We start from the raw sequence: 13,556 nt of genomic DNA, 5'->3' as shown, positions 1-13,556 counted from the left end.
TTGCAGGTGCTGACGTAGCGCCGTCTCGCTCTCGAAGGTCTCCCCGTACAGGGCGTCCTGCTTGACGTACTTGACCCCGGCTTCCACCTTGCCCTTGCTCTCGGGGTCGTAGCCCTCGCAGGCGTGGATACGGTAACCGGCGGTGGTGGCGTACTGGTGGAAGCGTTGGTTAAGGGTCAACTCCCGGTACTGCTCACTGATCACCACCATCTTGGTCTGGTCGTAGACGCACTCTTCGGTGACGCCGCCGAAGTAGCGGAAGGCCTCGTCGTGCAGCTGAATGAAGGCCTCGGTGTCCAGCGGCTGGAGCCGAATGCCGACGTACATCAGCCGGGAACAGGCGAGTACGAACACCACGAAGTAGACGGTGCGCTCCTCGCCACCGATGAGCACCCCGCGCAGCTCACCGGGGTCCACTTGGCACTGGACGCCGGGCACGGCCTCGAGCACCGGCTCGTAATAGCGGCACTGTCCGCTGGCGACCTGTTCCTTGAGCGTGCGCACATACCGGCGCAGGCTCCGGTCAGAGGCGGGCAAGTTCCCAACCCGCTCACGCAGGCGCCGGGCCAGCTTGACGGCACTCAGCTGGGGGTAGGCCTTGAGCTGGTGAATCAGGAAGTCCCGGTGCTCATCCAGGCGTTTACGGCGTGAACGGTCTTCCTGGGCCTGCTGGATCCCGGCCTCGTCCATCTTCAAGTACTTGCGCACCGTGTTACGGGCAATGCCCAGCTCTCGGCCAATGGCGCGCAGTGACAGGCCTCGGCCTTGGTCATACAGTGCTTTTATCTTGTGAATCATAACCCACTCCTTCAATGCTCTGTCCCCGGCTTATGGATGTGGCGGGGGACGCTACAGGTTCTGGTGGCCAAAACCACCTGGGGTGGGTCAAAATTATTGGCCAGAGGTGGGTCAGTTTAGATGGCCATTAACACTCCCGCTCTGCTTGAATTTTTCTCAGCAAAACTTCGGCGCTGTTTTCGCCGGAGATCAGATCGGGATTGTCTTTGCGCCATTGTTCGGTGAGTTCGCCCCGGAAGGCTTTGGCGAGGATGGATTGGGTAAGGTGCCTAACGCGGGCGAGGGCATTGTTGCTCTGTTTTTCAATACTATCGGCTTCGGCAAATAGTTGGGTGACTCGGTGGAAAATTTCCCGTTGCTCCAATATTCCAGGTACTGATATTGGGCACTTCGAAAACGCTTTATGCGTTAAATCTGGTTGGCTTGATCGCCCCGATTCTTTCTTGATGTACTCTTGGCATGCCGGAGACTTCAAGTAAAAAATCAAGTAGCCACCAAGAAGAAGCTCTTTTTGAAAGTTTAACCTGAAGGAATTATTGTGCATTATTCCTTTAAATCCAGTGAGAACCAGCCCAACGGTACCAGTTCTAGAAAGAATGATATCTTCTGGCTCGGCTATAATTGACTTTTCACTTACCGAAGCATAATGAACGTTTTCTTTAAAATTATTTTCATAGTTCACCGTTCGCAGTATTGGAAGTATGTCTTTACCTGGCTTCAAGCGCCGAGTGTTTTTAGCAATCTGGAGGCCTTGCTGAAATTTCGATACATTACCCATAGCGGTAAGTTGCCAAGTATCGGGCACTGCAAATTGATATTCGTCATCAACCTGATAATGTTCAGCAACCCCCTTTTTTCGTTCTGCCTGCTCCTCCCACGTTTTCCGCCAATCCTCCGTCAATCGACCAGTCACAGCAGCGGCTAGAACAGATTGGCGGAACCGTTTTAGGATTTTGGGGATGCGTTCGAGACGGGCTTTGGTCGCTTCCACCTGGGCCAGCAGGGTATCGAGCTTGTCAGCGATGACTATTTGCTCGGCAAGCGGCGCCAAAGCAAAAGGCGCAGCCATTCCGTCCTTCGTTCCTAGGCGAGGCATGTTCACTCCATAACTTACGGAGTTAACATAGCTAAGAAATTCGTTTGTCCTCAGCCAATGGAATAAGTAGCGGTTTAAAGATAGTGGTTCGGCGTCTAACGGAATAATTTCTGTAGTACAAACGCCTGACTGATCGGCCAACACCACCTTATTTAGGTATGGCCGCAGCTTTCCGTAGAGCACGCAACCACGCCGGAATCGATTTTTTGTGCTCTTGAAAGGGCGATCTTTGGCTGTCTTACGACTAACCAGCCTGGAGCTTCCTTTTTCAATATCCTCAAGCTCTAACACCCAAGTGTTGTCGTCGACGTCGGCCAGAACACATTTTTCAGACTTTCCGTACTGAACAACATTACCCAACTCAGTTTTGGTCCATCCGGCTGGCAAGTTTTGACTACCCATCATTCAGACTCACCTATCAGCTGGCTCAACAACATTCTGTGCCCATCGGCCTCCTCCTCGGCGCCCAGCTTCCGCATAAGGCCATCCAGCTCACCCAACGCCTGCACCAGCTCGCTCATGGCCTCACCCGCCAGCACTTCCGGCTCCGGCAGGTTCGCGGCATCCACACTGTCTTTGTCCTTCAGCCAACTGATATCCAGGGAGTCGTCCTTGTTCTCGGCAATCCACTCGCGTGAGAAACAGCGCCAGCGGCTGTGGGCCAGTCGTTCATCGACGCTTTGGTTTTCTTTGGCCTGTTTCGCCTCGTCTGACAGGTCGATCTCCTCGGCGTTAAAGCTCCACTCGCCTTCGGTGCGTTTACTGGTACCGTCGGCCTTTCGCCCGTACACCTTTTCAAAGGGCTTCAGGTGCGCTTCGGTAAAGGGCGTGCGCTTGCCGAAGTTGGGCATATTGGTGCGCAGGTCGTAGACCCAGACGTTCTTGGTGCAGTTTTCGTCCTGGGTTGGTTTTTTGGCGGTGCCTTTGGTGAAGAAGAGCACATTGGTTTTTACGCCCTGGGCGTAGAAGATGCCGGTGGGCAGGCGCAGGATGGTGTGCAGGTTGCATTTGTGCATCAGGTCCCGGCGGATCTCGGTGCCTGTGTTCGCCTCAAACAGTACGTTATCCGGCAAAACTATGGCGGCACGGCCACCGGGCTTCAGGCCCCGGTAGATATGTTGCAGAAAGGCGAGCTGTTTGTTGCTGGTTTTGTAGGTGAGGTCATCCCGGGTGATACTGGCTTCTCCGCCTTTGGAGGTACCAAAGGGCGGGTTGGCCAAAATGACATGCGCTTTTTCCAAATCTCTTCCGGCCTGACCCAAGGCATTGCCCATATGCACTACGCCTTCATCATCGCCTTCCATGCCGTGCAGCAGGCAGTTCATCAGCGCCAGGCGGCGGGTACCCGGTACCAGCTCAATGCCCACAAAGGCTCTGTTTTTCTGAAACTTTTGTTCCTTGGCGCTCAAGTCGAACAGTTCATCGGTCTGGTCTTTGATGTATTGGTCCGCGGCAATCAGAAAGCCCGCCGTGCCGGCGGCCGGGTCCTGAATGACCTCCAGCGGCTGGGGTTTCAGGCAACGGACCATGCTGTTGATCAGCGCGCGTGGGGTGAAGTATTGGCCCGCGCCGGACTTGGTTTCGTTGGCGTTTTTCTCCAGTAGGCCCTCGTATAGGTCGCCCAAACCGTCTTGCTTGGCGCTAAACCAATCAATTTGGTCCAGGGCCTTTATCATCTGCTCCAGGTGGCGGGGTTCACGCAGCCGGGTTTGGGCGTCGGCATAGATGGCTTTGATCAATGGGTCGTTATGGACCTTCTTTCCTGCTCCGTCGGTACCGGTAGACAGGCTCAACAGTATGCGCTTGTAGTCGTTAAGCAGATTGAGGCCGGACTTGTTGTTCAGGTCGGTCCAACGGCAGCCTTTGGGCAACGGGTGCTTCTCCAGGATGTCCGCCTCGGTGTTTTCGTGGACCATTTTGATAAACAGCAGCAGTACCAGCTCGGTGACGTAGTCCGAGTAGTTGATGCCGTCGTCGCGCAGGACGTCGCACAGGTTCCAAAGTTTTTGGACGATATCGTTGTTGGTCATGGAGACTCCTGATTCAAAATCTGTATATAGGCGCTGTAGGCGTAGACCCGGTTTCGCTTTTGGCCGGTGATTTCGCTGACAATACCGCAGCGTTGTTCCAGCGCTGCCAGCGCTTTGTTCACGGTGGCGTGGGTCAGGCCGGATCTGGCCACCAGCTTGTTGACGCTGGCAATGGGCGTTTCAAAAAGCGCATCCAACACTTGTTGGGCGGAGGCGGCCAGCCGACCCAGCTCAGCCAGCCGCTCACGGTCGTAAGCGCGGAGCTGGTTGAGTTGCTGAGCCATGGTCACGGCATGGGTGGCGGTATCGGCGACCGCATCCACAAAGAACAGCAGCCACGCTTCCCAATCACCGGTTTCCCGTACCTGCTGAAGCCGCTCGTAGTAGGTTTGCCGATGTTTTTTGAAAAAGACGGACAGGTACAGCAGCGGCTCATGCAACACCTTGGCTTCCGCCAGGATCAGCACGATAAGGAGCCTGCCCAGACGGCCATTGCCGTCCAAAAAGGGGTGGATGGTTTCGAACTGAACATGGGCCAGCGCCGCCTTGATCAGCGGGTCAGTTGCCTCGGGCTGATCGTTGATGAAGCGCTCCAGCTGCGACCAACAGTCGGCAATGTGGGTCGCCGGGGGCGGCACAAAAACCGCCTCATCGGGCCGGTGGCCGCCCAGCCAAACCTGGTTCTGGCGGAACTGACCGGGCCCGCGACTGATCCCACGGCCTGAGGTCATCAGCGCTTCGTGGACCTCCATGATCAGCCGGTGAGCGACCGGGTGGCCCGCCCGGATACGCTCAAAACCCAGATTGAGCGCATTGACGTAACAGGACACTTCTTGCACATCGTCCATGGGAACACCGGGCTGGCCTTCCATCTCATAGAGCATCAAGTCACTCAGGGAGGACTGGGTGCCTTCGATCTGGGAGGACATGACGGCCTCTTTGCGGACGTAGCTGTACAGAAACAGGGAGGCGTCCGGCAAAAGGGTACTGATGGCATCCAGCCGCCCCAGTGCCAGCATGGCCTGGTTGATGCGGCCTTGCAGCTTGTTGTCGACCTCCAGCGGTGGACAAGGCGGCAAGGGCGCGGGGACAAATGCCTGGCAGGGCACGCCGCCGGCGATGCTGGGGACCGTATGCCCGGTTGTGCCTCTATTCATCGAAGTATCCTGAAATTAGCGCGGTCTTTATTTTAACTTATAGAGGTAAATAAAATAACCGTCTTGGTTATTTTAACTTTGGGCTCCCTGAGGCGGCCAGATAGCGTCCCCCAGCTCTTCCAGAACGGTATCCAACTGATCATCAAGGATCTTGTCGAGGTTTTTGGCGCCACCGTATTCCGCAAAGCGATCATTGACGAACTCTCGGTCGATAATCACTTCGTGGACCAGTTGTTTGGCCAAGCGGTCCAGCCATTTACGCTGTTTGGGGTTCCATTGGTGCTGGGCATAGAGGCGCTCCATGGCCTGCTGAACCCGCTGCTCGAAGGGGATCAGGGGCTCACCCAGGGCGGCGCGGCGGATATGACCGATGATGCTGGCGGCGATGTCCCGGTTGGTCTGGTTGCGCACGGCGGTACGCAGCTTGGTTTCCGAGTAGCCTGCTTGGTCGAGAAGCAAGCGGATTTCCCGGAGCTGCTCGCGGGTCAGGTCGCGGGGTTTGTTCACCACCACGGAGAGGGCGGCGGACTGGTTGAGTTGATCCTTGATGAACTGGTTGAAGCTGTCGAGGTAATCTTCCGGGCGTTTGTGGGGGCCGTAGGTTTGGGTGCGCTCGCGGATTTCGTCGTCGTGGTCCGACAAAATGGGCTGGCGCTCGCTGCCCAGTAACGTGTTGACCTCTTCCAGCTGATCGACCAGCCCGGAGTGCCGACGAATAAAGCCAGCTGCCTGGGTCGGGCCCAGCTCTTTCAGGTGTTTGTGCAGCGATTTGGGCTCCACGCCCCAGAGCTGTTCCAGTTCGGTGAGCTTTTCTTTCACCGCCGGTTTGCTCTCGGCCCGCTTCTGCGCCTTACGCAGCACCCGCATGACTTTCTGGCTAAGCTGGCTCAACATCACATCGGCCTGGCTTTCACCCTGCTGCTCACCCGGTGCATTCAGGGCCCGCTCCAGTGTGGGCGGGTCCGTGAGCTCGCCGGCAAGCTGCTCCAGGGTGACATTGGGGTCTTTGACCAGAGGTTTCATGGTGTTGACGTCGGCCAGGGCGGCAAAGATGTCCACGGGATCAAAGATGCGAAAGACGATTTTGCCAATGTCGTCGCAGCGGCGCGTGGCGCGGCCGATCATCTGCTCGTACAGGATGCGCGAACGCACCCGGCGCAGGAACACCAGGTTGCAGATGGCGGGCACGTCAATGCCGGTGGTGAGCAGGTCCACAGTGATCGCGATGTTGGGGTTGCGCTCGTTCTTGTACTGGCGAATGAGTTGGTCGACTTTGTCGCTTTCGCCGGTAATTTTGGCCACAGCGGCCTGATTGTAACTTTCCCCGTACTCGGCCTTGAAGGCTTCATCGAGTAGGCGCTTGACCATATCGGCATGCAGGTCCGTGGCGCAGAAGATCAGCGTTTTTTCATCGCCGAAGGGCTCCAGCTCGTCTACCAGCTGTTCACAGATCACCCGGTTGAAGTTTTCGTTGATGACCCGGCGGTTGAAAGATTCGACCTCGAAATTAAGCTCGTCTTCCAGCTCGGCCGCTTCCACTTCACCGGTCTGGGTGTTGATGGCGCTGACCTGTTCGCCTTTTTCAAAGCGGATTCCCTGCTGCGTGAGCAGGGTTTCGTAGCGAATGGGAGGCTCGTAGTCGATCAGCCAGTCATCAGCCACGGCTTCCCGGTAGGAATAGGTGTATACCGGGCGTCCAAAGATGTCGCTGGTATGCTTGGCGGGGGTGGCGGTCAGCCCGATTTTGATGGCATCAAAATAGTCCAGCACCCGGCGGTAGCTGGAGAGGTACTGACCGGTATCTCGGGTGGCCAGCTCACCTTCGGTCATGTCCTGATCCAGGGTGTAGCCCCGGTGGGCTTCGTCCACGATGATGCAGTCAAACTGGTCCACCGACGGTGGGTCATCACTCATGAATACCCGTTTGACCATGGACTGTACCGTGGCCACTTGGATGCGGGTTTCAGCTTCGGCGGCCATATCGCCCAGTTCAGCGATGTTGTATATCTGGGATAGGGACTGATTTTGCTCCAACGGAGCCTCCTCGAAGGCATCCAGGGCTTGTTGGCCCAGCGTTCGACGGTCCACCAGGAACAGGATGCGGTGGAAACGCTCCGCACTCAGAAGGCGATACATAAGACCAAGAATGGTGCGGGTCTTGCCGGTGCCTGTCGCCATGGCCAGCAGTATCCGGCGGGCGTCGGCGGCCAGTGCCTCTTCGGCGGCCACGATGGCTTTTTCCTGATAGTCCCGCAGCTTCAGGTAGCCAAAGGGCTCTTTGGCGAGTTTGGCCTCGGCCTTTTCCCTGCTACGCTTTAAGCGGTCCAGCAAACCGGCGGGGGAGTGGAAGCTGGCGATGGCGCGTTTGGTATTGCTTGGCTCGCGAACATCCCGGAACCAGGTGCCGGACTGCTCGGCGAGCTGCTGGACGTAGGGCCGCCCGTTGCAGGAGTAGACGAAGGGGACCATGTAGTGACCGTCCGCCTCATCCGGCCAAGCGATGGTGCGACCTTCCAACTCCCAGGCGCCTGTCAGCGGCGGTGTTACCTTTACGCCACGGCTGTAGCGCTCCGCCTGTCCGATTTTACCAGCGACGTTCTTGTTCTCTTTCTTGGCCTCGACCACTGCGATGGGCGTGAGGCCCACAAAGAGCAAGTAGTCCGCGGGGCCATTTAGCGTGGGCCATTCGGCAATAGCCTTGTAGGCACCTTTCTCGGGGCGGGCGCCCTTCTGATAGGTAAGGTCCTGGCTGTCAGCCTCCCAACCGGCCTCTACGAGTTGCTGGTCGATCAGGATGCGAGTCAGCTCTTCACTCAGGACTATGTGCTGGCTGGCAGCATGGGTGCGCCTGGATACCTTTTGCCGCTCGGCGGACTGCGCTTGCGGGTCCTGCGCGGCGAGCTGTGCCTGCAGGTTCTGAATTTTGTCTTCGTAGTCGGACCGCTGTGCCGCCAGGGCGGCTTCATGGGCTTTGGCCTGTTCGGCGAGCACCCGGGACTCTTCGTCCATTGCCACGGCAAGGGCTTCGTATTCTTCCCGCTCTTTGCTGACCAGCTCGTTGAGTTGCTGACTGTCGCCCAGCTGTATATTCGCTTGCTGCAGGTCGTGCTTGAGCTTTTCGATGTCGTTTTGCAGCTGGCGCAACTGGCCACTGGGATCCCGGAGCGGGGTAAACGGTCCGGCGTTGAACTCCGGCCCGGGTGTCCCAAAGGATTTATGAAACCAGATGGCGAGCTCACGGGCGACCTTCAGGCCGTCCATGGCCTCCTTGTGTTTTGTCTCAAACTGGTGGGTCGCTTTGTTGCCTTCGATCCGCAGGGTATGGAACATCTCCCGTACTTGGGAATCCAAGCGCAGTTCGCGGTTAAGGCGGTAGAGGAGTTCAGATTGGCTGGTTTCTCGATCAAAATCGACGCCGGAACGGGCCGCTAGGTTCTGGGCAAGTGCTTCGCCGAGCTGGCGCAATTTGATGAGCGTGGTGTTGGGGTCACTAGAGAAGGCGCGCTCGGCAGCTGCCCCGAGTTGGACAAACAGGGCATCATGCTCGGCGAGGAAGCCGAAGTTTGTTGATTTTGTTTTGTTATCCACCGCCATAGTTAACCTCCCGTCCTTGGGGCCTCATGCGCCCAAGCTCCGCTCCCAAGCTTTGCCACTCTTACTATGGAACCCTATCACATTTGAATAAACCAAAGATTTAAATGGGTGCCAAACGCAGCAGACCCAACCCTAACGAACCGAGCAAATGCCAACGCAGCCTGAAGGTTCCTCAGTCCCTTTTGCGCTGATGTAGCCTTTCCCACTCCTCCTCCAGCGTATTATCGGGCATGGCTTCGCCCGCGCGGCGGTACCAATAGCGGGCGTTTGAGAGATCACCTTCCTCTCGGTGCAGGTAACCGTGGATTAAGCACGACAGGGTGTCGCTGTGAGCTTGCACCAGGCTGTGAGCTCTTTCCCAATCGCCAGCACGAGCCAATTCCAAAGCCTGTTCTTGATCAGTCACGGCGGCACCTCCCAAGCGTTTTTCAATGGCAGAAATCATACTTAAGACAGCGCTTTCTGGCCAATGCTCCTTCAGCCGCTCGCGCGCCAAGGCCCGCCCAGAGCCCCCCACATGGGGCGGCAAAAGATCTTACACATGAACTGGAATGAGCTTAAAAATAACAATTATCATTAGCCTTTTTTTAGCAGGAATGCTTGTTGACAGCCCCTCTCTTGTTTGATCTGCATCAAAGCAAGCAGGAAAATTTGTACTATCCTTAGAAACATACTTCATTTTAACGCTCGGATTATGGAGAGACCCATGTCGGATTCTGAGCACGCCCCTACAGCTGATACTCCCAACAGCAAGCGCCGCGAGTGGCGCATGTTCATATTTATTGTGGTGTTCCTGTTTCCCATCCTGACCGTGGCGCTCGTGGGCGCGTACGGGTTTTCTATTTGGATGTTTCAATTAATCGCCGGCCACCCCGGCGGCTAAAAAGGAGCCCGAATGTTCATTGCAGACCCCGCGCACCCCGCTCGTATCCCTACTAAGAGCTTGGGTACCGAGTGGCATGTAGCCAGTGTGGCTGTTCACACCCGCCCGGAAGCCCTTGAACAAACGGTCCAGTGGTTGACGCACCGTCCCGGCACCGAAGTTCATGCCCAGAGCCACCAAGGCAAACTCGTCGTCGTCACCGAGAGTGATAACCCCCAAGACGTTCTCGACCTGATTGACGAGGTGATTGAACAACCCGGTGTCGTCAACGCCGCTCTCGTCTACCACGAAGTTATCCCATTGGAGGAGGCCTCAGAATGAACCTCACTCGTCGTCAATTTGCCAAAGCCAATGCCGCCGCCGTCGCGGCGAGCGCTATCGGTATGAGCCTGCCGGCCGGCGCCAGCAACCTGGTCACCAACCGGGAGCTCACCACACTCAAGTGGAGCAAGGCTCCGTGTCGTTTTTGCGGTACCGGCTGTGGCGTGATGGTCGCCACGAAGGACAACCGAGTCGTCGCTACCCACGGCGACGTCAAGGCCGATGTCAATCGGGGCCTCAACTGCGTAAAAGGCTATTTTCTGTCCAAAATTCTGTACGGGCCGGACCGGTTGCATAAGCCTTTGCTGAGAATGAAGGATGGAAAGTACGATAAAAGCGGCAGCTTTCAGGAAATCTCCTGGGACCAGGCGCTGGACCTTCTCGCCGACCGATTGAAGAACGCCATTCGCGAGCACGGCCCGGAAAGTGTGGCCATGTTTGGTTCCGGCCAGTGGACGGTGTGGGAAGCCTACGCCGCCAGCAAACTCTTTAAAGGTGGGCTGCTATCCAACAACATCGACCCCAATGCCCGCCATTGCATGGCCTCGGCCGTAGGCGGCTTTATGCGCACCTTCGGCATAGACGAGCCCATGGGCTGCTATGACGATATCGAGCATGCCGACGCCTTCGTTCTGTGGGGCTCTAATATGGCGGAAATGCACCCGGTGCTCTGGAGCCGGGTAACCGACCGCAGGCTGTCCCACGACCATGTGCGCTTGGTGGCACTATCGCCCTACGAAAATCGCAGCTTTGAGCTGGCGGACTTGCCCCTGATTTTTAAACCCCATACCGACCTGATTATTCTCAATGCCATTGCGAATTACATTATCCAGAATGACAAGGTAAATCGGGATTTTGTAAACCGGTATACCCGATTCGTTAAGGGCCAAACGGATATCGGTTACGGCCTGCGGGACGAGGACCCAAGGCAGCAATCGGCCAAAGGGGCGAAGAAGGCCAACACCTGGACCGACATCACCTTTGAAGATTTTGCCGAGTTCGTCAAACCCTATACGCTGGAGCACGCCGCCGAAGAGACCGGAGTCCCCAAGCGGCGGCTAGAAGAGCTCGCCAAGCTCTACGCCGACCCGGACACCAAGGTCACTTCCTTCTGGACCATGGGCTTTAACCAGCATACTCGTGGGGTTTGGGCCAACAACATGGTCTATAACATCCACCTGCTGACCGGCAAAATCTCCGAGCCCGGCAATAGCCCCTTCTCCCTGACCGGCCAGCCTTCGGCTTGTGGCTCCGCCAGGGAAGTCGGCACCTTTGCCCACCGGCTGCCCGCGGATATGGTGGTTGGCAACCCGAAGCACCGGGCCATGGCGGAAAAAATCTGGAAGCTACCGGAAGGCACCATCCCTGCCAAAGTGGGCTTTTCGGCGGTGGAACAAAGCCGCAAGCTCAAAGATGGGGTCATCAAGGTGTACTGGACCCAAGTGTCCAACAACATTCAGGCCGGCCCCAACCTAATGCAGGAAACCCTTCCCGGGTGGCGTAACCCCGAAGCGTTCGTCGTGGTCTCGGATGTGTATCCCACCGTTTCGGCTCAGGCCGCCGACATGATTCTGCCCAGCGCCATGTGGGTTGAGAAGGAAGGGGCCTACGGTAATGCCGAGCGGCGTACACAATTTTGGCACCAACTGGTATCGCCCCCTGGCGAAGCACGCTCCGACCTGTGGCAAACCATGGCGGTTGCCCAACGAATCAAGGTCGATGAGGTTTGGCCGCAGGAGCTGTTGGCCAAGGCGCCCGAGCTCAAAGGTAAAACCCTCTTTGACGTACTCTTCGCCAACGGCCAAGTGGACCAGTACAGCAACGAAGAACGCGCGGAAGGCTACAACAACGATGAGGCCGATGCCTTCGGTTTCTACGTGCAGAAGGGCTTGTTCGAAGAGTACGCCCGTTTTGGTCGAGGCAAGGCGCATGACCTGGCGCCGTTTGATCGCTACCACCAGGAGCGCGGCCTGCGCTGGCCCGTGGTGGATGGCGAAGAAACCCTCTGGCGCTACCGGGAGGGGTATGACCCCTATGTGAAAGCCGGCAGCGGCGTGCAATTCTATGGCAAGCCCGACAACCGGGCACTGATTTTCGCGCTGCCCTATGAGCCCCCCGCCGAAGTGCCCGACGAGGAGTATCCGTTCTGGCTCAGTACCGGGCGGGTGCTTGAACATTGGCACACCGGCAGCATGACTCAGCGGGTCGAGGAGCTCAATTTGGCCGTGCCTCACGCCAAGCTCTATATGAACTTTGAAGACGCCCGTAAACAGGGTTTCCGCCGCGGCAGTGAAGTTCGAATTATCAGCCGCCGCGGGTCCATCCGTGCCCGGGTGGAAACCCGGGGCCGCATCAAGCCTCCGGAGGGCTTGGTGTATATCCCGTTCTTCGATGCAAACCGTCTGGTCAACAAGTTGACTCTTGACGCCACCGACCCGATTTCCCGGCAAACCGACTTTAAAAAGTGCGCGGTTCGCCTGGAATTGATCAGCCTAGCTTGAGGGAGGACTCTGTGATGAAACGCCTGATATTGCTCTCCTTGCTACTGACCCCGCTGATGGCCGGCAGCCAGACGGTGTCCGATGCCCCCGCTCCGGATGGCGTTCGCCCCGGAGAAACTTTGACAGTCACCGAGGAGGCTCCGCCGATTTCCAACCATCGCAACCAGCAGCGGCGGGCCACCCGTAACTATCCGGACCAACCACCGACGATTCCCCACAAAATACGGGGCTATCAGGTCGATATGAACTTCAACCAGTGTCTGACGTGCCACAGCCGTAGCGCCACCGAGACTAGCGGCGCGCCGATGGTCAGCATCACTCACTTCGTTGACCGCGAGGGGCAGACCCTGGCCGCCGTTTCACCCCGGCGGTATTTCTGCAATCAATGTCACGTGCCTCAGCACGACATTCCCCCCGTGAAGGACAGCACCTTCAAAGGGATAGACGAAGTACTGGAAGCCGCCATCCAGAGCGAAGAGTAGTGGGGAGCGAGTTATGAGGAAAACCTTCAAAGCCTACTGGCGCACCTTTAATCGCCCCGCCACTCACATCAGTCTCGGGGTGTTGGCCATGGGGGGCTTTATCGCGGGTATTATCTTTTGGGGCGGCTTTAATACGGCACTCGAATATACCAACACTGAAGAGTTTTGTATCAGTTGCCATGAGATGAAGTCGAACCCTTATGAGGAGTTGATACCCACCATTCATTACACCAACCGATCAGGCGTTCGCGCCGTGTGCTCGGATTGCCATGTGCCGCACGACTGGACCTTCAAAATCGCCCGCAAAATGGAGGCGTCCAAAGAAGTCTGGGGCTGGATTTTCGGCACCATCGATACCCCCGAAAAATATAGAAAGAAGCGACGGATGCTGGCCGAACGGGAGTGGTCCCGCCTGAAAGCCAACGACTCACTGGAGTGTCGAAACTGCCATGAGGAAGAGTCCATGGACTTTACTCAACAGTCCCCCCGTGCCCGGGAGATGCACAGCACGCTGTTGGCCAGCGGTGAGAAGACCTGCATCGACTGCCACAAGGGCATTGCTCACAAGCTACCCGACATGCGCGGCGTGGAGTCGGGCTTCCATGGCGACCTCACGCTGGACACCCGCCCCAATGACCCAGTGGCCGCTTACATCGCCGACGGGGGCGAGCGGCAAAGCGAGTAATTCGCTCTG

The 13,556-nt window shown here is 57.2% G+C and carries 11 protein-coding genes; 5 read left to right on the top strand and 6 right to left on the bottom strand.

Annotated features, from left to right (window positions below; genetic code table 11):
* The 6 genes from istA to AAE514_RS02930 form a co-directional block, all read right to left on the bottom strand.
* Positions 1-798: IS21 family transposase (gene istA / locus AAE514_RS02955; protein ID WP_347330013.1), on the bottom strand; the 798-nt coding region annotated here is incomplete at its 3' end.
* Positions 799-925: 127 nt separating this feature from the next.
* Positions 926-2,299, bottom strand: a complete 1,374-nt coding sequence (locus tag AAE514_RS02950; protein ID WP_347330012.1) for a restriction endonuclease subunit S — start codon at positions 2,297-2,299, stop codon at positions 926-928.
* On the bottom strand, positions 2,296-3,924 hold the full coding sequence (locus AAE514_RS02945; RefSeq protein ID WP_347330011.1) for a class I SAM-dependent DNA methyltransferase: 1,629 nt from the start codon (positions 3,922-3,924) through the stop codon (positions 2,296-2,298). Before AAE514_RS02945 ends, AAE514_RS02950 begins: the two co-directional genes overlap by 4 nt.
* A complete protein-coding gene (locus AAE514_RS02940; protein WP_347330010.1) occupies positions 3,921-5,081 on the bottom strand; it encodes a Fic family protein in 1,161 nt (386 codons plus the stop codon). The genes AAE514_RS02945 and AAE514_RS02940 overlap by 4 nt, the downstream gene beginning before the upstream one ends.
* A 72-nt stretch (positions 5,082-5,153) precedes the next feature.
* Positions 5,154-8,675 (bottom strand): type I restriction-modification system endonuclease, encoded by a 3,522-nt coding sequence (hsdR, locus tag AAE514_RS02935; protein ID WP_347330009.1) that lies wholly within the window; start codon positions 8,673-8,675, stop codon positions 5,154-5,156.
* Between the two features lie 172 nt (positions 8,676-8,847).
* The gene (locus AAE514_RS02930) at positions 8,848-9,081 is read right to left on the bottom strand and encodes a hypothetical protein (protein ID WP_347330008.1); all 234 of its coding nucleotides are present in this window, start codon (positions 9,079-9,081) and stop codon (positions 8,848-8,850) included.
* Between the two features lie 300 nt (positions 9,082-9,381).
* Here AAE514_RS02930 and AAE514_RS02925 point away from each other — a divergent pair, with 300 nt between their 5' ends.
* Genes AAE514_RS02925 through AAE514_RS02905 form a run of 5 tightly spaced genes read left to right on the top strand, consistent with a single transcriptional unit; the run spans position 9,382 to position 13,547 of the window.
* Entirely contained in the window at positions 9,382-9,558 is a 177-nt protein-coding gene (locus AAE514_RS02925) for a periplasmic nitrate reductase, NapE protein (RefSeq protein ID WP_347330007.1), read from the top strand.
* Positions 9,559-9,570: 12 nt separating this feature from the next.
* Entirely contained in the window at positions 9,571-9,879 is a 309-nt protein-coding gene (locus AAE514_RS02920; RefSeq protein WP_347330006.1) for a chaperone NapD, read from the top strand.
* A complete protein-coding gene (gene napA / locus AAE514_RS02915; RefSeq protein WP_347330005.1) occupies positions 9,876-12,380 on the top strand; it encodes a nitrate reductase catalytic subunit NapA in 2,505 nt (834 codons plus the stop codon). Before AAE514_RS02920 ends, napA begins: the two co-directional genes overlap by 4 nt.
* A 14-nt stretch (positions 12,381-12,394) precedes the next feature.
* A complete protein-coding gene (locus tag AAE514_RS02910; RefSeq protein WP_347330004.1) occupies positions 12,395-12,862 on the top strand; it encodes a nitrate reductase cytochrome c-type subunit in 468 nt (155 codons plus the stop codon).
* A 13-nt stretch (positions 12,863-12,875) separates the two neighbouring features.
* Positions 12,876-13,547, top strand: a complete 672-nt coding sequence (locus AAE514_RS02905) for a NapC/NirT family cytochrome c (RefSeq protein WP_347330003.1) — start codon at positions 12,876-12,878, stop codon at positions 13,545-13,547.
* Positions 13,548-13,556: the final 9 nt, after the last annotated feature.

It is taken from the genome of Marinimicrobium locisalis (assembly GCF_039822625.1).
Lineage (GTDB): Bacteria > Pseudomonadota > Gammaproteobacteria > Pseudomonadales > Cellvibrionaceae > Marinimicrobium > Marinimicrobium locisalis.
The sequence above is the reverse complement of the archived record's forward strand: the minus strand, read 5'-3'. Positions and strand labels throughout refer to the sequence as shown.

Bases quoted from the DNA above. Each gene is read 5' to 3' on its own strand.
- AAE514_RS02920 (WP_347330006.1), top strand. From the start codon at position 9,571: ATGTTCATTGCAGACCCCGCGCACCCCGCTCGTATCCCTACTAAGAGC.
- AAE514_RS02945 (WP_347330011.1), bottom strand. From the start codon at position 3,924: ATGACCAACAACGATATCGTCCAAAAACTTTGGAACCTGTGCGACGTC.
- AAE514_RS02950 (WP_347330012.1), bottom strand. From the start codon at position 2,299: ATGATGGGTAGTCAAAACTTGCCAGCCGGATGGACCAAAACTGAGTTG.
- napA (WP_347330005.1), top strand. From the start codon at position 9,876: ATGAACCTCACTCGTCGTCAATTTGCCAAAGCCAATGCCGCCGCCGTC.
- AAE514_RS02925 (WP_347330007.1), top strand. From the start codon at position 9,382: ATGTCGGATTCTGAGCACGCCCCTACAGCTGATACTCCCAACAGCAAG.
- AAE514_RS02940 (WP_347330010.1), bottom strand. From the start codon at position 5,081: ATGAATAGAGGCACAACCGGGCATACGGTCCCCAGCATCGCCGGCGGC.
- AAE514_RS02910 (WP_347330004.1), top strand. From the start codon at position 12,395: ATGAAACGCCTGATATTGCTCTCCTTGCTACTGACCCCGCTGATGGCC.
- hsdR (WP_347330009.1), bottom strand. From the start codon at position 8,675: ATGGCGGTGGATAACAAAACAAAATCAACAAACTTCGGCTTCCTCGCC.
- AAE514_RS02905 (WP_347330003.1), top strand. From the start codon at position 12,876: ATGAGGAAAACCTTCAAAGCCTACTGGCGCACCTTTAATCGCCCCGCC.